Below are 19,642 nucleotides of genomic sequence, written 5' to 3' on the forward strand. Positions count from 1 at the left end.
CATGTGGCAAATCTGGATTGATACCGGTGGTACGTTCACGGACGGCATCGCCCGCGACCCGTCAGGAACAATACACCGAACCAAAGTTCTGAGCAGCAGTCGGCTGCGGGGGCAATTAATACGTGGCAAAGTAAACGCATCCTGGCTAACGTCTCCCCTATTTGACGGCTACCAGCTACGGATCATCGAAACCGGCCAGACGCACGTTATTCAGTCCCTGCAGGTTGATGGTACACTGGTTTGCGAGCCGCCATTACGCCCGGAAGACTCAGTCCAGACGTACACCGTCGACGTTTTCACCGGCGAGGAAGCTCCCGTTTTGGCGGCCCGACTTCTGACGCAGACGCCACTGAGCCAGCCTTTCCCCAGGCTGGAAATGCGGCTGGGCACCACCAAAGGCACCAACGCCCTGCTCGAACGGAAAGGTGGTCGGGTAGCGCTCCTCGTAACAAAAGGATTTAAGGACTTACTCGTCATCGGCACCCAGCAACGTCCGAACCTGTTCCAGTTGGCCATCCCTCCCGCTGAACTGCTGTACGACAGCGTACTGGAAGTAGACGAACGCGTTGCTGCCGACGGCGAGATCATTACGCCATTGACCGAGTCTGGTATGACAGCCCTGATCGATCAGCTTCGGCAGCAGCAACCCGACGCCGTGGCGATCTCGCTCCTGAACAGCTACCGCAACCCTGCTCACGAACAACAGCTCCAGACGGCCTTACTCAATGCGGGGTTTCCGCTCGTGACCTGCTCGACGGCAATCTCAACGACGCCCGGTTACGTAGCGCGGACGCAGACAACCGTGGTGGACGCGTACCTGACCCCGGTTCTGCGCGACTACCTGACAAATGTTCAAGAGCAGTTGAATCACCAGTCGGTTCGGGTAATGACCAGCGCGGGGGGCCTCGTCCGGGGCGATCTGTTTCAACCGAAAGATAGTCTGCTCAGCGGACCAGCGGGGGGTGTTATTGGCTCCAGCTACGTAGCGAACGCACACGAAACCAGTGAGCAGACGGGCGTGCTAACCCTCGACATGGGCGGTACCAGCACCGACGTAGCGCGCATCGACGGTCAGCCCGATTACCGCTTTTCGACCCAGATTGGGCCGTTTGATCTGCAACTCCCGTCGCTGTCCATTGAAACCGTAGCGGCCGGTGGCGGCTCGGTTTGCTGGTTCGACGGCAGCGGTACCACCTTCGGGCAGTTACGCGTTGGGCCGCAGAGCGCCGGAGCCAGCCCAGGTCCCGCCTGTTACGGAGCTACTCAGCCGGGACAGACGCCGTTGCTGACCATTACCGATGTCAATCTGCTGCTTGGTAAACTCCATCCCAGCCAGTTCGGGATACCAGTATTTCCCGAAAAAGCGCAGCAGGCATTGCAGGGAATTATTGATCAGATTACCCGGCATAGTAATGCAGCACCCAGTGGTGAAGTTCCTGGTGCGCTTGAACTCCTGCGAGGTTTCGAACGCATCGCCAACGAAACGATGGCCGCGGCCATTCGGACGATCTCCGTAGCGCGGGGATTCGATCCCAAAACGTACAGCCTACTGGTCTTCGGCGGGGCGGGTGGCCTGCACGGTTGCGCCATCGCCCAACTGCTGGGCATAGAGCGGATCGTACTTCCCTTCGACGGTGGTTTGCTCAGCGCCTATGGCATTGGTCAGGCCCAGATCGAGCGACTGGCGACACAGTCTGTCCTGAAACCGCTGGCCGGGGTCAGCGCCGATCTGAGTCGTATTGGCGAAACGTTAGCCGAACAGGCCACCCGGCAACTCCGGCAGGAGATTCAGGACGACGTACCGATTCAGGTCAAATCGTCCGTGGCCTTTCTGCGTTTCAAGGGTCAGGAAGCCACGGTCGACGTGCCCATCAGCGCTAATCTGGCAGCTGATTTTCGGGATCGTTATCAGCAGCGTTACGGTCATATTCCCGAAAATCGGGCCATCGAATTGGAAAGCGTTCGGGTATTGGTCAGTACGGCCAGCGACGAGCAGCCCATCAGTACCCAGCCCGTCAGTCACCGCCATGCTGTACCGGCGTTTCAGGCGGGGGCTTACCCGGCTTACGACTGGACCCGGTTACAGGAGGGCGATACGTTCCGGGGGCCAGCTCTGTTGCTGAACACGACCTCGTCGGCCTTTATCGAACCCGGTTGGCGACTCGTCGTGCAGGCTAATAAAAACGCGCTGGTTGACTACATAGCCGACTACGACGAACCGGACAAAGGAACGGCCAACGAGACAGGGACCAACACAAACGAAGTCGTTCAACTCGAACTCTTTACCCAGCGTTTCCGGGCCATTGCTGATGAAATGGGTGCCCAACTACAGCGGACGGCCTTTTCGGTAAACGTCAAGGAGCGGCTCGATTTCTCCTGCGCGCTGCTCGACGCCAATGCCCGACTGGTCACCAACGCCCCACACATCCCGGTGCACCTGGGTAGTCTGGGCGTCTGCGCCCGGCTGTGTCTCGACAAGCTCCCGCTTGGCCCCGGCGATGTGCTCATCACGAACCACCCCAAATACGGCGGCTCGCACCTGCCCGACGTTACGCTGCTGCAGGGCGTTTTCACCGACAACAGCGAGTTGATTGGCTACGTCATCAACCGGGCGCACCACGCCGAGATTGGCGGCAAAGTCCCCGGCTCGATGCCGCCCGACGCGACATCACTGCTCGAAGAGGGCGTTGTTCTGGAACCTATGTATGTGGTCAAAAACGGACATTTTTTGTGGGAGGCCTCCGGTGAGGACACTGGCCTGGCAGAGCGCTTTACCAATGCCCCCTACCCGACCCGCTCCCTGGCCGAAAACCGCGCCGACATCGAAGCGGCCCTGGCCTCGTTACGGTCCGGAGAACTGGCGCTGCAGGAACTCGCCCGGCAGTACGGTCTGGCCACGGTTCAGCATTACATGCACCGGCTGCAACAGTCGGCAACGGATGTGATTACGTCTGTACTCAACAAACTGAATAGTCAAACCTTCTCGGCCGAGGAGGCCCTTGATGATGGCCATACAATCTGCGTCCGCATCGCTATTCAGGACGAGCGCATTACGTTCGACTTTTCGGGCACGTCGGACGTCCACCCCAACAACCTGAACGCTAACCACGCCATTCTGCACAGCGCCGTCCTCTACGTATTGCGCCTGTGGTGCGCGCCCGGCGTGGAGTCGCCCGGCATGGACGTGCCCGGCGTGGACTCGCCCGGCATGGACTCGCATACCAGCATTCCGCTGAACGAAGGGCTGATGGTGCCGGTCGAGCTAATCGTACCGACCTCGTTCCTCAGCCCTGTTTTCTCAGATAATCCGGCTGATTGTCCGGCGGTGGTAGGCGGCAATACGGAAGTCAGCCAGCGGCTGGTCGATACGTTGCTGAAAGCGCTGAACCTGGCCGCCTGTAGCCAGGGCACGATGAACAATTTCCTGTTTGGGAAGTCAAGTGCCGGACCAGATGCTTTTGGGTATTACGAGACCATTGGCGGAGGAGCCGGCGCCGTGGTTGGGGCAGCAGGTCGCTCGGCGGTACACCAGCACATGACCAACACCAAACTCACCGATCCCGAAGAACTCGAACGGCGCTACCCGGTCCGGCTGCATCAGTTTGCCGTCCGGACAGGCTCCGGCGGTGACGGACAATGGCGCGGGGGCAACGGCATCATTCGCGAAATCGAGTTCCTCACGCCCGTGCAGGCGACCCTGCTGAGCCAGCACCGCGTTACGCCCCCCTACGGCCTGAACGGCGCCCAACCCGGACAGCCCGGCACCCAGACGCTCCGTTACGCCGACGGCCGCGAAGAAGCCTTACCCGGTATCTTCACCCGCGCCATGCAAACCGGCGAGCGCATCCACATCGAAACGCCTGGTGGCGGGGGGGCGCAATAGCATTAGGTTTGGTTTAGACTCTGCCAGAGTCTAAACCAAACCTAATGCTCAATACTGATCTAGCGCATCTGATAGAAAAGCGGTTAGATCGTCCCGTAAATGCGCGGGCTCCAGCACCTTTACCTGATTTCCCAGCCGAGCCAGCTCGTAGACCAGTTCGCGGTTGACGACGATATCGAGTCTGATCTGGAGTTCAGTTTCGGTATCGACCAGAATGTCCTCATCGCGGAAGGGATAGAAAGGCTGCGCCCGGAACCGAAACCCCTGCTCCCGCGTAAACGACAGCATAACCGCTTCTGCCGGCCCATCGTACACCGCTACGCCCAGCGCTTTCCGTAGGTACGCTTCGGCATCAAAATCCGGCGGGGTTGCGTCTATTGTCAACTGCTTAATCGAATCGGGAATGATTCGGTCCAGCCCAAATACCCGAATCTGTTTGTCGTCCAGCCGCCAGCCTACTACGTACCATCGGTTACGGTGTTCCTTCACCACGTACGGATAAATCTGGTGCGTCTTCGTCACTTCAGTGTCGTACCGCTGATGCTGAAACTGAACGACTTGCCGCTGGTGAATAGCCTGTAGAAAGACTTCTACCCACTCACTCCCTTTGGTATAAGGCACCGACTCAAAGAGGATATACTTCCCGAAATCATCGGCTAGACTACTGCGAAACCGGACCGCCTTGTCGAGCTTATCGACCGTTCCGCGCAGATCATCGAACAGACTCAGGTGCTGAAACTGCTGCAGCGTCGCCAGCGCTCTATGCAACGTCGCTAGGTCTTTGTCGGTGAGCGTGACGGTAGCCGCCAACTCGAACGGTTTCATGTAGTAGTACCCTCGTAGTTTGTGATTGTAGTTGATCGGTGCGTTGTATTCAACCTTCATGTAAGCAATATCCTTTTTGATCATCGACTCGGATATGTTGCAGTGGCGGGCCAGTTCGCTGGTGGAAACAGGGTGGCCATTCCAGCGTTTCAGGCGGTCGTTAATACGCTTCAATCGCTCTTCGCGATCCTTGACAACAGGCATGAACAGAAATTTTTGGGTGGTGTGAGAAATTTTTCGGTACCGGTCAAATAGATTGTTCGCTACTGGATTCAGCTTTACAACCGTTAACGAAATAGCGATTGCTAGTCTGGCAAGTAACCAAATTTCGTTGTAATCTGCGATCTATTTATTCCACACATGCAGTTTCGCCTAACCCTACGACCATTGGCCAGCCGAACGCTGGTTCCCTTTAATTATGCGTATCGACTAAGTGCGTTCATCTACGCCGTACTGGCCGAAGCAGACGAGCAATACGCTACGTTCCTGCACGGACAAGGCTACGAATACTCCTCTACCCGCCGGTTCAAGCTGTTCACATTTTCGGATTTGATCATTCCGAACGCTCGTATCGATACCAAAGCGGGGGGATTGTGGGTGACAACGCCCCACATTGAATGGGTGGTGAGCTTCTACGTCGACAAAGCCGCCCAGCATTTTATTATCGGTCTGTTTCAGGATCAGCGCTGCGTCATCGCGACACCCAAGCACCGGGCGGAGTTTATCATCGAGCGCGTCGAAGCCGTACCGGTAGAGATAAACACGAACACCGTTGCGTTGCGGACACTGTCGCCTGTGGTGATTGCCGAAAAGAACGAGCGCGGCATGGATCAGTACTTACACCCCTCCGACGCTCAGTTTGGTCCGTTACTGATCTCGAATCTATTGGCGAAGTGGGCCAGCGTCCCCGTTGCAGCTGGCGTCGATGACTTCCCCCACGATGCGCTCACGTACCGACTACTACCAGGTCGCCATGATCCCAAGTCACGGCTGGTAACGATCAAGGAAAACTCCCGCGAAGAAACAAAAGTGCGGGGCTACTACGGATTTCAGTTTGAGCTCACCGGACCCCGGGAATTACTGGAACTGGCCGTGCTGGCCGGTGTGGGGCGCTATAATGCGGAGGGGTTTGGGGCCGTGGGGGTGGTGTAATACCCCTACTGCTTAGAAGCCTGAGCCTGCTTCTTCACCATAAATGCATCCCAGTCAAAATCCTTCAAGACTGTATTCATGACGTAATCAGCCTTTGCCTTAGCGCCCTCTTCGGCCGTATCGAATTTACGAGCTAAGGGGTGGTTTTCAGGAAGTTTATGATCAGCTTTTTTTATTACAGACGCCATGATACCGTGCTTTTTATCAATACTACAATCATTTGGGGGAAATTACAAAAGCCTTATAAGGCGCTCCTTTCCGAAAGGGTTCGTCTCCCATCTCTGTAACCCCAGAGATTTCAAAACGTTTCTGAATCTCTGCCAGTTCACGTGCGATTACTGCTTGATACAGTCTGGTGCGACTTGGCGTACTGCCAGTAATAAAGACAGTTGCTCGTGGATGTTTCTCAAAAAAGGCAATCAGCGTCTGGATAACAGTAGCTAGAATATAATCACGGTCACCATTATCACTGGTAACCTCAAAATCAGCTTTCCCTTGTTCGTCAATGTCTCCTAAAGCGAGATTATAAGCATTGGGGAATGGCAATTTCTGATACACGATGACTTTACGAATAACCCGTTGACTGACGCTGATGAACTCAAACCGAAGCGCTTCATTGTGGATAGTAAACTCGTAAAAAGGGTGGGTCATGGGGTACTATAGCTAAAAAATCCTTCAACTGGTACGATTAAGCTTACGCACACTACTCTCTATATTTCAATTCCCATTGTTGAAGTTACTGGCCAAATATAAGAGTTTTCCATCTTATCAGTATCTCTATCATGTTTTTAAGTAGATTGCTAGCGCCATCTACTATCTATTGACATAAATACGTGCCATGCTAAAAGAACTTTCAACTTTTACCCAATTACTCGACGCTGACTTAAAAGAGATTGGCGTTGAACCTCGCGAAGGGCTGCACATAGTGCTGTCGCTGGAAGAATCGCCGGAGGGCGAACTTCGGATTGCTGACCAGTTCGAGTATGCCCTTTACCGTAGGAAAAAGATTGACCAGAATGAAGGGCCACTGAAAAAATGTGCGGCCTGGGCACGGGCGGCCTGGATGGTGGATGAAGATACTAATAAATGTATTGACAAAACAACTAAGGCAATTCATTCATGCTCTCCTTTCTGCTTGGCAATCAAGCGTCAGAACCTTGTAGGAGGTAAAAAACTGATGGAGCGCCAAGCAGAAGGTAAGCCGATCGTGTATGGAAGTTTGAAAAGCTATTTTGATAAGGCTATTGAATTTATAGATGGAGTTGAAAAAGAACAGGCAAAACTGTTTATAGATTCTTTGAATTCACAGGAGAAAATTCACGACTTCCTAAGTCGAATAGACAAGGAAGAAGAAAAAATGATAGTAGAAGATAATAAGTATAAAGCTAGTGGTTATAAACAGCTTAAGGAAGGAGAGTATGTTATTTTCTATTTAAATGTACCACTACCAGTTTATAAAAGTGCCTATGATAAATACCTTTTTGATAAAATTTTTAGTGTCAATTTATTTAATACGCCTAAAGGACCAATAACAAACGAGACAAAAGGGTTAAGTGCTTTTTTTAATGGTTTACCAGATAAAAAACCTTTTCTTGCTCATAAAACTGCTTCCTTTGATATATCAGGACGTATCACCGCAGAGGACGCTTTGGCTTTAGTTGAATTTAAACAAATGGTAGGTCGTACTCTACCTAATCCATTGCCTATATTTATTTTCAGTGATGAGCTACCTAAAGTAAACCTGCGCCAAAATCTCTTTAGAATTTTCAAGGAAGATGCACCCAAAGACTGGGAAAAGCGAAAAACGCACGCTCAAATTATTACGGAGCTTTATGATAAACATAAAGATGAGCTAGGTAATTATTATCTACTTTACTATCAGCAAGGCCAAATCAAAGACTTCGACTTTGTTAGCCGGTTTGAATATCATTTGCGGGATGATTACAATAAACAAGATTGGCTTGAAATCAAGAACATTATGGGCGTAGCTTCTACTAATAAGCAGATTAAAACATACCATGACATCCGAGATACTTTTCAACTTCTAACCGCAGTTTTTACTCCTCTTATTGGAAATAAGTACTTGAAGATTGACAATTTTTTCGGTGATATAGATGCTAAGGAGTATATAATTAATACGGTTAAACCTGAGCAGCATCTAACAATGACAAAATTAGCAGCTTTGACTTATCGAAATGCTGTTTATGATTATGTCTATAAATCCAAGCGTGATGCTATTAATCATCACAGTTTTTGGAATATGGTAGTTTCTACTTTTTCAGATGATTTGAAATATGAAAGAGACTATCAGCTAAAAGAAAAACTAAATATTTTATTTAGCCTTAACCATTTCTTTGATCCTGAAAATCGAAACTTTAACGGACTGTATATGCCAGACAAACTTGAACAATTAACTACCAAGACTATGCAAATTGCTGATAGTCGTGAGCGTGTACCTTTGGAAGATGAGTATGAGTTTGCCTTTATCGCTGGGCAAATGATTGACTATTTGTTAAGTCTTAGCAAAACTTCCGATACGTCCCATGCTGTTCTTGAAGGATTCCTGCAAAAAACAGACATTGATTTGTTCAAACAGGAAATCATTCGCGTTTTCGAGCGATATAAACACGAAGTAGAGCGGCCTGCGAATCTGTTCAAAAACCGTGTTTCTAACTTGATGCGTGAGATTATGGGATATTTTCCCGAGAAGAGAATAGATCTGAAAAAGCTACAGGTTTTTATTCTGGCTGGATATTTCAGTCCATCTTTTATCTACACGAAAAAACAAACTGATTCAAATTAATTCAAAACTTCTATGTCAACCATTTTCCCTAATCGCGTCTTCGGATGCGTTATTATCAAGTCGGTCAATTCAAACTATAATGCCGATTTCACCAGCCAACCCCGAAGACTTCCAGACGGTACGGTTTATGCTACAGATAAAGCCTTAAAGTACACTGTTCGAAATTATTGGGATAAGTTTTATTCAAAAGAAGCTAAGGTTTTATATTTTAAAAGATTAAATGCTAATCTGAATCCATACGATTTAGATGAAGCCTATGGCACATTATTTCCAGATGACAAGGTTGGTAAAGACAAAAAGAAGACACTTGCCAACTTGCTTCAATGCTTAGACGTAAAACTGTTTGGGGCAACGTTCGCTAACAAGAAGAAAGAAATGGCTTTGTCAATTCATGGGCCATTACAAATTACGCACGGAGTTGATCAGTATCGACTTGGGAATGTATTTTCTGAACAGATAATGTCTCCATTCCGAGATGATAAAGCATCAAAAACAGGCGAATCTGTTGAAAGTGGAGCATCGACATTAGGGACTCAATCAAAGCTCAGCGAAGGCCACTACGTACACGGCTTGTCGCTCAATCCGCATAACATCAGTGATCTGATTAAGCTTTCGGGCGGGCAAACCATAACCGACGACGACATTACGAAAGTTAAGAAAGCCTTAACGCAGGGCGCTACGTTGTATGACTCGGCCGCCAAGTCAGGCACTGAAAACGAACTGATGCTTTGGGTACAGCTTAAACCTGAATCGATGCTCGTGCTGCCCTCCTTTGTCGAACTGATTTCGGTAGATGCCGACCGGGTCATTCATCTGGAAAAGGTTACAGAGATTCTCGAACGCCCAACCGTGAGCGAACACATCGAGAGAATCGAATTGTATTTTGATAAAACAGCCACGCAAATAACCGGTACTCCGACCAACGCGACTATTCAGGAACTGAACCAATGAACGAACAAATGAAGCTCGATTTTACAGAGAAAGAGCAACAGCCTGTTCCAGAGCCGAAGCCCGTAAGCCTTCGTTTGATTTCGTTCGATTTACGGGCAGACTTTGGCTTTTTCCGTAAGCCGGATGTGAACGATGGCTTACAGCTCTCCTACAACATGCTTCATAAACCCGCCTTGCTGGGTATTCTGGGAGCGATTGCCGGGCTGAAAGGGTATACCCAGAAAGGTCAATGGCCGGAGTATTACAAGCGGCTGAAAGATGTGCGGGTGGGCATCGCTCCCCTCGATCACGAACGGGGAAACTTTACGAAAACAGCGCTTAAATATACTAATACTGTTGGGTATGCTAATAAAGCTAAAGATGGTAAAAGTGGTGCTAATCAGATAGTGTATGAAAATACGCTACGCGCGCCAGCCTATCGTGTGTACGTTCTCCTCAATGAAGCAGATGAATTACAGAATCGATTACTGACACGTATCAAAAATCAGGAGGCCGAGTTTGTTCCGTATCTGGGCAAGAATGAGTTCACGGCCTGGTGGGAAAATGTTGCAGAGTATGAAGTCGACCAAAGCATACCGCAAGAAGCATTTGAACTGAAGACATTATTTGATAAACGGAAAACGATTGTCACAAAATCAATTGATGATGGATATGACCGTTTCGATTTATTTGATTTTTCAGAGCAAAAGGGAAGTTATATCTACTTCGAACGATTACCTGTCAGTTTCAATGAGCAGTTGTTTCAGTATAACCTGATTGACTTCGCTTATACTGACTATCCGTTAAAGACACCGACTCAATTGGGTGGTTTATATCGACTTAATACATCGAATGAATATGTCCAGCTCATTTGATTCAGTTGCTTTGATTTTTCAGAGGTTGCCCCGTATTGAATCATTATTGGTAAATGCTGACCAGTACTGGGCGCATCGTCCACATAACGCTACGTCTGACCAAAAGCCAGAGACGTTACCCGAGCATGTTCATTTAGTAAATGGCTATTTTCTGGAACTTACAGGACAACATAATCTTGACTCTGTTATTGATACGTTGATCAGTAATATCGTCCAAGCATATTTTCCTGCTCAACAGAAAGTAGAAATAGGAAATTTGCTGAAAAGGCATTTTGTCTCTACCGTTCTATTTCACGATTTTGGTAAGGTCAATGAAAATTTTCAGGCCCATCCCAAAAAGATGAACAATCCGGCTTTCGCTGAAATACCAAGCCTGATTATTGAAACGCGGCACGCCAAACTAGGAGCATACCTTTACCTATACCGACATTTCCTTGACATTACAACGCTAACTATTTCTGATCCTATAGAGCAACGTAAACTACTATATTTCACGCTACTGCTATCATATCCGATTATAAAACATCATGGATCAAGACTTCTAAAACCTGATGGCAAAGCAATTGTCTTTAGCGAGGCAGAAATAAAGTGTATGGTTGGCTACATAGATCGGTATGGCTGGAAGTACGTGCCTAAGTTAGCTAATGAGTTGTTTCTCGGAAAAAATCTTGATAGCCGCTTTTTCGATTGGGCGGATAAAGTTGGTTTTGACTTTTCTATTCTTGCCCTGCTTCGTCTCAACTTTTCCCTATTGACTGCCGCCGATTATTTAGCCACATCGGAATACATGAATCAGGCAGGCGTTGGTGATTTTGGTGTATTGAATCAAGTCACTCGACAGAAACTAATTTATGCATCACGTAGCAGTAAATCCTATAATGCCGACGCCTTCCGGCTGGCGGATAACGCTACATGGCAACCGACTATACCAACTGAGCGGAATAACGAAACACTGAATACATTACGACTAGAAATGGCTGTGCAGGCTGTTCGGCAGGTTAGGCAACATCCAGAGCAACGGCTTTTCTATCTGGAAGCACCAACCGGGGGCGGCAAAACTAATATCTCGGCACTGGTAACAGCAGAATTGCTACGTCTTGATGTATCGCTTAATAAAATGTTCTACGTTTTCCCGTTTACGACGCTCATCACGCAGACACATAAGGCATTACAGGAGACATGGCAATTGGATGATTCGCAGATTGGCTTACTTCATTCGCGGGGAGGGTTTCAGCAAAAAGAAGTATCTACCAACGAAGGTGACTATGGCAAGCAGTGGAAGAATCAACTGGCAAATCATTTTGCTTTTTTTCCGGTCTGTCTACTAACGCACATCCGTTTTTTTGACATTCTGAAATCGAACGAGAAAGACAGCATCTATCTGATGCACCGGCTGGCTAATTCAGTGGTTGTTATTGATGAATTGCAGTCGTATTCACCAAAGCATTGGGACAAAATACTGTTCTGGCTCGATCAGTACAGCCGGGCCTTCAACATCCGGTTTGTGCTGATGTCGGCTACGTTGCCCCGTATTGACGGGTTAAAAGTAGGTCTAACGCAGCCCCCAAAATTCATTGACCTGCTTCCAAACGCAAAGGATTATTTTCAGAATCCTAATTTCCGCGACCGGGTACGTTTCCGGTTCGATTTACTGGAAACTCCAAATCGTAAAACTCCGCGCGCAATCGAGCCTACAGAATTGGCTGAAGCCGTTTTAAGGGAATCACGAGCGTACGCAGACGTTAACGGGCGCGTGTTCACAATCATCGAGTTCATCTATAAGAAGTCGGCTACTGATTTTGCCAACCAAATAGGTCAGGTATTTTTCGATAAAGTATTTGTCCTCTCCGGCACGATTCTGGAACCGCGACGCCGGGAAATTATCAATTTCCTGAAGCGGAATATAAAAGCGCAGATGAAAGTGCTACTCATCACGACGCAGGTCGTTGAAGCGGGCGTGGACATTGATATGGATCTCGGCTTTAAAAATATTTCGCTTATTGATAGCGACGAACAATTGGCAGGCCGGGTAAACCGCAACGTAACGAAAGCCATTTGCAACGTTTTTTTATTCAAGCTGAACGAGCCGGGAATTTTATACAAGCACGACGACCGTTTCGACATTACCCGTAACAAATTAACCGTTGCTGATCACAAGCAAATCCTGGAGACAAAGGATTTTAGCAAGCTGTATAATCAGGTTTTAGCAGGGCGTAATAATTTGAACCAAAAAGTCGGGATCGAAAATTTTTCAACTAAGTATCTGCCTGATATTCAACAGCTTGATTACGAATCAATCCACAAAAATTTTCAATTGATTGATCAGAAAAATCTATCCCTGTTTGTTCCACTTTTCTTACCCGTTACTATTGAAGGTGAAAAAGTCGGTGCAACCGAAGACATTTTCTCGAAAACGGAACTCGGTTTTTTAGAGAAAAATCAGCGCTACGAGAAGGGGGGTAAAGAAGTTGATGGTTCCAAAGTATGGACGTTGTACCGACAGTTGAATGATATGAAATTAGGGATAACAGAATCGCAGGTTAGTAAGAAAATTATGCAGGGGATTCTGTCGAAATTTACATTTTCTATTTTTTACACTGATACGCTCAAACGGAACTTCATGGAATTCATTGATCCAGATAAAAGCTTTGAAGAATATTTGTACTTGGAGTTTTACGACAAAGTGTATGACTATAGAACTGGACTTGATATGTCGGCTTTTGGCAGCAGCGAAAACGCAATAATCTGATTTACTATGCAGACCGTCACCGGTTCTCTCATCGGCATGTATCATATCTGCAAACGAGAGCTTTGGCTTCACGCCAACCAGATACGTATGGAACACAACTCCGAACTGGTCGCCGAAGGCAAGCAATTGCACGAACATGCGTACCCGCAGCGCGCCGAACGTTACCGCGAAATCATTCTCGACGGTTCCAAAATTGACTTCTACGATCCATATGACAAAGTCGTGCATGAAATCAAGAAGTCCGACAAGCTGGAACATTCGCACGTAGCGCAGGTGCAGTTTTACCTGTATCTGCTTCGCAAAAACGGCATCGACGGAGCAACGGGTCTGATCGAGTACCCCAAACTTCGCCAGACGCAAACCGTCCAGCTCGACGAAACAGACGTACCGATGGTAGAGGGCTGGATTCGGGATATTGAGCGCATCGTAGACAGCGAACGCTGTCCCGAGCGAATCAACAAGCCGACCTGTCGGTCATGCAGTTATTTTGATTTTTGTTACGTAGAAGAGGAATAGGTTTTCTGACAGGATGAACAGGATAAAACAGGATTTGTACCCTTTCGAACAAAAAATCATAAAATATACACTTAACCCACTCATTGCCAACTAATAACTCCTGCTCATCCTGTCGAAAAATATGCAACACCGTGACTTAACTCACCAAATTATTGCTGCCGCATACACCGTTCATAACGCTTTAGGGCCTGGCTTTTTAGAAAAAGTGTATGAGAACGCACTACTTATCGAACTACAGCACCTTGGCCTGCTAGCTGAGCAACAAGTAGGCATTCCGGTATTTTATAGGAATCTGCAGGTAGGAGATTTTGTAGCAGACTTGTTGGTCGAAGGTCAGATTATTCTCGAACTCAAGGCCATAGAAGCCATTCACCCCAAACACGAATTACAACTCGTCAATTATCTAACAGCTACCGGTAATGACATTGGCTTGCTCATCAACTTTGGTAACCGGGTTGACGTCAAGCGGAAATACCGCACGTACGCGCCTTAATTTTTTGACAGGATAAGCAAGATCTTCGTCAGCGATAAATTGCCTTGTCTATCATCGTCCTTATTACGACCAAAACCCTTCTCTTCTATGGTCAAAATCCTGTCTATCCTGTAAATCCTGTCAAAAAAATATGAAACAAACCAAATACCTGTTTAATCCGGGCCGGTTGAGTCGGCAGGATAATACACTCAAGTTTACGCCTGTCGATGAAGAAGGTAACGAAGGTCAGCCGCGTTTTCTACCCGTCGAGCAGGTATCAGATCTATACGTATTCGGGAGTCTGGATGCCAACTCGGCGCTGTACAACTTTCTGGGTAAGGAAGGTATTGCCGTTCACTTCTTCGACTACTACGAACATTATACCGGCTCATTTATGCCCCGTGAGTACCTGCTGGCAGGGAAGATGCAGGTAGAGCAAACCAAGCATTACGTATCGGCAAAGAAGCGACTGGTGGTGGCGCGGGCGTTTATTGAAGGAGCCGCCAGCAACATTCTGCGTGTGCTAAAATACTATCAGAATCGCCAGAACGATCGTCGTCCCTGCGACCTGAGTGACTCGATTAAAACGGTTGAGCAATTACTAGCCAGCATCCCAACAGCAACTGATGTACCCATGTTGATGGGCATTGAAGGCAACATCCGTCAGACGTACTACGGTTGTTTCGATGCTATTCTGGGGGAGACGTTCTGCATGGACGGACGTAGTAAGCGCCCGCCCCAGAACGAGTTGAACGCCATGATTTCGCTGGGGAATATGCTCTGTTATTCAGCTTGTCTGAGCATGATTTATCACACCCAACTAAACCCAACCATCAGCTTTCTGCACGAACCGGGAGCCCGTCGGTACTCGCTGGCGCTGGACATGGCCGAGATTTTCAAGCCCATCCTGATCGACCGACTGATTTTCCGGATGGTCAACAAACGCCAGCTGCAACCGTCGGATTTCCGGATGGAAGTAGGTGGCTGTGTGATGAAAGATGCCGCCCGCAAGCGCTTTTTACAGGCCTTCGACGAATCACTGAAAGAAACCATCAAGCACCGGTCGCTGGGCCGCAACGTCAGCTACAAGCACCTGATCAAACTGGAGTGTTACAAACTTCAAAAGCATCTGCTGGGCATGGAAGAATACAAACCGTTTAAAGCGTGGTGGTAAATTCAAAGAGCGAAAGAGCGAAAGAGTGAACCCTTCGCGTCAGCCGCTCTTTCGCTCATTCTCTCTTTCGCTCTTTAGTTATGTATATCATCCTGGTTTATGACATGGGGCAGAAGCGCGTCGGGAAGATGCTCAAGCTTTGCCGGCGGTACCTGAACTGGGTGCAGAACTCAGTGTTTGAAGGCGAAATGACGGAGGTTCAATTAAAGGAGCTTCTGCACGAGGCCAGACGGATTATGAACGAGGACGAAGACAGTCTGATCCTGTTCAAAAACCGCGATAAGAAGTGGCTCGACAAGCAGATCGTGGGTGTCGAACGGCAATCGACAGATGATTTTCTGTGAGGGTTTTGTCGTCGATCGCTCTAACCCTGTTCTTTGACGTACTGTTTTTCTTATGCCTGGCAGTTGATTACGGCATAACTATCTGATTATAAACGGTCGTCGATCGCCGGGGGTTTTCGTACTATTAGTGATCGACGATTTTTGGTTTACAAATGGCCAGACCAAAAGTGGCATAAAGGCTCAGAAAAGCCTTTTTTTTAGTCGTAAATTCACGGCTTCTAATCGTACCTGAGTGGAATTGAAATGTCTGATCGTCTTGGGGTCTACTTTTTCGAGCTTGTCTTCTAATCGTACCTGAGTGGAATTGAAATATGTAGCCCGTCCGACGCGGGGGTGGTCTCTTTTTGCTTCTAATCGTACCTGAGTGGAATTGAAATGTTGATAGTCGCTGGCACGATCAGGATTTAGTGAGACTTCTAATCGTACCTGAGTGGAATTGAAATGGGATACGAGACAGCTCCTTACAGCTATCGCCCTCTTCTAATCGTACCTGAGTGGAATTGAAATTCCTCTTATCTCTCCCGCGTTGACCCGGCGGGGTCCTTCTAATCGTACCTGAGTGGAATTGAAATCCAGTACTCGAAACTCACCTCGAGCAAAGCCCATCACTTCTAATCGTACCTGAGTGGAATTGAAATTTTCTTCGAACTGAGCCTGCTTCTGGCGAATCGACCTTCTAATCGTACCTGAGTGGAATTGAAATATTTGAGAAGGACCTTGCTGAATTAGCGGCTTGATACCTTCTAATCGTACCTGAGTGGAATTGAAATCCGTTGATCGCCTTTTTGCTCCATCTGGAACAATAGCTTCTAATCGTACCTGAGTGGAATTGAAATACAATCTTCAGGCAGAAGAAGAAAGCGGCGGAAGGTCTTCTAATCGTACCTGAGTGGAATTGAAATACGGCCAGAGCGGGCGTTTTTCCCGCGACGGTCGCTTCTAATCGTACCTGAGTGGAATTGAAATGCAGGTAATCCTGTCCAAGCTGGTGACGACCCGCCTTCTAATCGTACCTGAGTGGAATTGAAATATGATGAATACCTGCTTTACCCACGGGCCTTTTTTGCTTCTAATCGTACCTGAGTGGAATTGAAATACCTCTTCAATCGCCTTACTACGCAGGGCATAACTGTCTTCTAATCGTACCTGAGTGGAATTGAAATATATTGGAGAATGTAGCATGGTCCAAAATGCCCGCTCTTCTAATCGTACCTGAGTGGAATTGAAATTCGAACGCGATCTTTGCCTGGTCCTCTTTGGTCGCCTTCTAATCGTACCTGAGTGGAATTGAAATTTACCAAAGGCACCAAAGCCCGCAAAACCCGAAGGGCTTCTAATCGTACCTGAGTGGAATTGAAATATGATAAGATGTATTTTGGCGCGGAAAAACTATCCCTTCTAATCGTACCTGAGTGGAATTGAAATCAATGCTCATGATCGGCTCGGGCTTTTTGATCAGCCTTCTAATCGTACCTGAGTGGAATTGAAATAAGCCGTTCTGACCCGCTGGAAGTGGGACACCCGCACTTCTAATCGTACCTGAGTGGAATTGAAATAAGGGATTCGTTTCAATACGGTCGTCGTAACGGGCCTTCTAATCGTACCTGAGTGGAATTGAAATAACATGATACGCTGAAGTACAAGCAAACCCATATCACTTCTAATCGTACCTGAGTGGAATTGAAATAGGGGTTCTGTTTGGGGGCTTTCCCTCGACCGATACTTCTAATCGTACCTGAGTGGAATTGAAATATTAGTTACGTAGTTGTACTTATAACTACGTCCCTCTTCTAATCGTACCTGAGTGGAATTGAAATGTCGTCAACTCGCCGTCGTAGCGAAGTCGGCAGTACCTTCTAATCGTACCTGAGTGGAATTGAAATGGTCGGGCCGCTGGCGGTGGTCGTACTTTACCAAGTCTTCTAATCGTACCTGAGTGGAATTGAAATATTATTCCGGTTGGCGTACGATGAATATTCTCTCTACTTCTAATCGTACCTGAGTGGAATTGAAATATTATGAATACAGCGACAGCGCCCATCCCGTTGATCTTCTAATCGTACCTGAGTGGAATTGAAATACATCAAACAGGACCGCCTGTTTACCCCGTTCCAGACTTCTAATCGTACCTGAGTGGAATTGAAATTTGAATAATGGGCAAATACGATCTGCGGACCAAGAACTTCTAATCGTACCTGAGTGGAATTGAAATATCGTCAACTGGGGCATGGTCAGGTTCGGCAGGTGACTTCTAATCGTACCTGAGTGGAATTGAAATTTGCTTTCAGTATCGGCGCCGGTAATGACTGTAGCACTTCTAATCGTACCTGAGTGGAATTGAAATATAATTACGGTTCGGAGGGCCAACCCAGTGAGTAACTTCTAATCGTACCTGAGTGGAATTGAAATTTTGTACGTACAGTTTATAAGGTGAGAAATAGGGAACTTCTAATCGTACCTGAGTGGAATTGAAATACAATTTAAGGACTGCCATAATTGGGTAAAATTGTTCTTCTAATCGTACCTGAGTGGAATTGAAATGGCACCTCCAGGCGGGTGAATGGATGGCGTAGCCAACTTCTAATCGTACCTGAGTGGAATTGAAATGGGTCAGTAAGTCTTTAATAATCATTCGGCCGGTTGCTTCTAATCGTACCTGAGTGGAATTGAAATATCAGGAACGGCTGCGGGTGAAGGCGATCAAGGCGCCTTCTAATCGTACCTGAGTGGAATTGAAATGCGTTACCGCTGGCTCGGGCTTTTTCGGGAAAGATTCTTCTAATCGTACCTGAGTGGAATTGAAATCTGTCCAGCGTCCCGGCAAGTCGCAAAGCCTTGTTCTTCTAATCGTACCTGAGTGGAATTGAAATCGCGCTTCAAGCCCACTGTGACCGGCACCACGGTCCTTCTAATCGTACCTGAGTGGAATTGAAATATCCTTCGGACATGCTGAATATGCAGCTGACCAAGCTTCTAATCGTACCTGAGTGGAATTGAAATGAAACTATTTTGGCAGCAAAGCGAGAATATGACAAACTTCTAATCGTACCTGAGTGGAATTGAAATACATTGGCGACAGCTACACCTATCGCAGCACGTTTCTCTTCTAATCGTACCTGAGTGGAATTGAAATCGATGTACGGGGGGCGGGTCGCCACGGTGCTTGTGCTTCTAATCGTACCTGAGTGGAATTGAAATCTTGGTCGGCTTTGTGGGTAGCCGTGCGGCCGTACCTCTTCTAATCGTACCTGAGTGGAATTGAAATTAACAAACAGAGCAGAGGTAATCGGCACCCAAATCCTTCTAATCGTACCTGAGTGGAATTGAAATCTGAATAAGTAAGGGTTAGGAAGTTCGTAAAGCCGGGCTTCTAATCGTACCTGAGTGGAATTGAAATAGCGTCAGAGGTTCAGAAAAAGGTTGAAACTGCGCGCCTTCTAATCGTACCTGAGTGGAATTGAAATTTGATGGACGGCGCCACCGCCCCGCGCGCAATCATCTTCTAATCGTACCTGAGTGGAATTGAAATGGTATCGTTTTTGAGCCGGATCAGGTACGTCGTCGCCTTCTAATCGTACCTGAGTGGAATTGAAATATCTGGAGGGCTATAAGGCGGATCATGCGGCACTGTCTTCTAATCGTACCTGAGTGGAATTGAAATGGAGCAGTTGAACCAGATCATCGGGAATACGGGCAATCTTCTAATCGTACCTGAGTGGAATTGAAATATCTCCAGTTCAGACAGAACTACTTCGTCCGACGTCCTTCTAATCGTACCTGAGTGGAATTGAAATCCAGGCAAAGCACTTGCGATATTTCTCCAGCATCGCTTCTAATCGTACCTGAGTGGAATTGAAATTTGGTCTGATTGTAGGCCGGGTAAGTCACCACCGAGCTTCTAATCGTACCTGAGTGGAAT

General features: G+C 47.7%; 13 protein-coding genes and 1 CRISPR repeat array (1 of these 14 only partly in view). Of the genes, 10 read left to right on the forward strand and 3 right to left on the reverse strand.

Features of this window, described 5'->3' with window-relative positions; genetic code table 11:
* The first annotated feature begins 1 nt into the window (after nt 1).
* Nucleotides 2–3,883 (forward strand): hydantoinase B/oxoprolinase family protein, encoded by a 3,882-nt coding sequence (locus HU175_RS19370; RefSeq protein ID WP_176568148.1) that lies wholly within the window; start codon nt 2–4, stop codon nt 3,881–3,883.
* A 48-nt stretch (nt 3,884–3,931) separates the two neighbouring features.
* Here HU175_RS19370 and HU175_RS19375 read toward each other — a convergent pair whose 3' ends face one another.
* Nucleotides 3,932–4,912, reverse strand: coding sequence for a helix-turn-helix transcriptional regulator (locus HU175_RS19375; protein WP_176568149.1), 981 nt, complete (start codon nt 4,910–4,912; stop codon nt 3,932–3,934).
* 156 nt (nt 4,913–5,068) lie between these two features.
* On the opposite strand from HU175_RS19375, the gene cas6 reads away from it, so the two are divergent.
* Nucleotides 5,069–5,860, forward strand: coding sequence for a CRISPR-associated endoribonuclease Cas6 (gene cas6 / locus HU175_RS19380; RefSeq protein ID WP_176568150.1), 792 nt, complete (start codon nt 5,069–5,071; stop codon nt 5,858–5,860).
* A gap of 5 nt (nt 5,861–5,865) precedes the next feature.
* On the opposite strand, the gene HU175_RS19385 is transcribed toward cas6, so the two are convergent.
* Nucleotides 5,866–6,048, reverse strand: coding sequence for a hypothetical protein (locus HU175_RS19385; RefSeq protein WP_176568151.1), 183 nt, complete (start codon nt 6,046–6,048; stop codon nt 5,866–5,868).
* A 28-nt stretch (nt 6,049–6,076) separates the two neighbouring features.
* Nucleotides 6,077–6,511 carry a DUF6934 family protein gene (locus HU175_RS19390; RefSeq protein WP_176568152.1) on the reverse strand — a complete coding sequence of 145 codons (435 nt, stop codon included), beginning with the start codon at nt 6,509–6,511 and terminating at the stop codon, nt 6,077–6,079.
* A gap of 187 nt (nt 6,512–6,698) precedes the next feature.
* On the opposite strand from HU175_RS19390, the gene HU175_RS19395 reads away from it, so the two are divergent.
* From HU175_RS19395 to cas2, 8 genes are all read left to right on the forward strand, one after another.
* A complete protein-coding gene (locus HU175_RS19395) occupies nt 6,699–8,663 on the forward strand; it encodes a hypothetical protein (RefSeq protein WP_176568153.1) in 1,965 nt (654 codons plus the stop codon).
* Nucleotides 8,664–8,675: 12 nt separating this feature from the next.
* Nucleotides 8,676–9,614, forward strand: a complete 939-nt coding sequence (locus HU175_RS19400; protein WP_176568154.1) for a type I CRISPR-associated protein Cas7 — start codon at nt 8,676–8,678, stop codon at nt 9,612–9,614.
* A complete protein-coding gene (cas5b, locus tag HU175_RS19405) occupies nt 9,611–10,468 on the forward strand; it encodes a type I-B CRISPR-associated protein Cas5b (RefSeq protein ID WP_228724214.1) in 858 nt (285 codons plus the stop codon). The genes HU175_RS19400 and cas5b overlap by 4 nt, the downstream gene beginning before the upstream one ends.
* Nucleotides 10,446–13,217 carry a CRISPR-associated helicase Cas3' gene (cas3, locus tag HU175_RS19410; RefSeq protein WP_176568155.1) on the forward strand — a complete coding sequence of 924 codons (2,772 nt, stop codon included), beginning with the start codon at nt 10,446–10,448 and terminating at the stop codon, nt 13,215–13,217. The genes cas5b and cas3 overlap by 23 nt, the downstream gene beginning before the upstream one ends.
* A gap of 36 nt (nt 13,218–13,253) precedes the next feature.
* Nucleotides 13,254–13,733: a CRISPR-associated protein Cas4 gene (cas4, locus tag HU175_RS19415; RefSeq protein ID WP_255433136.1), complete on the forward strand. Its 480-nt coding sequence runs from the start codon at nt 13,254–13,256 to the stop codon at nt 13,731–13,733.
* 121 nt (nt 13,734–13,854) lie between these two features.
* Nucleotides 13,855–14,226 (forward strand): GxxExxY protein, encoded by a 372-nt coding sequence (locus HU175_RS19420; RefSeq protein WP_176568157.1) that lies wholly within the window; start codon nt 13,855–13,857, stop codon nt 14,224–14,226.
* A gap of 130 nt (nt 14,227–14,356) precedes the next feature.
* A complete protein-coding gene (cas1b, locus tag HU175_RS19425; protein ID WP_176568158.1) occupies nt 14,357–15,379 on the forward strand; it encodes a type I-B CRISPR-associated endonuclease Cas1b in 1,023 nt (340 codons plus the stop codon).
* Nucleotides 15,380–15,459: 80 nt separating this feature from the next.
* Nucleotides 15,460–15,723 (forward strand): CRISPR-associated endonuclease Cas2, encoded by a 264-nt coding sequence (gene cas2 / locus HU175_RS19430; RefSeq protein WP_176568159.1) that lies wholly within the window; start codon nt 15,460–15,462, stop codon nt 15,721–15,723.
* 215 nt (nt 15,724–15,938) lie between these two features.
* Nucleotides 15,939–19,642: a CRISPR direct-repeat array (repeat unit 30 nt; unit sequence CTTCTAATCGTACCTGAGTGGAATTGAAAT); it runs 464 nt beyond the window's last position.

Origin of the sequence: Spirosoma sp. KUDC1026 (assembly GCF_013375035.1) — a bacterium.
Classification (GTDB): Bacteria; Bacteroidota; Bacteroidia; order Cytophagales; family Spirosomataceae; genus Spirosoma.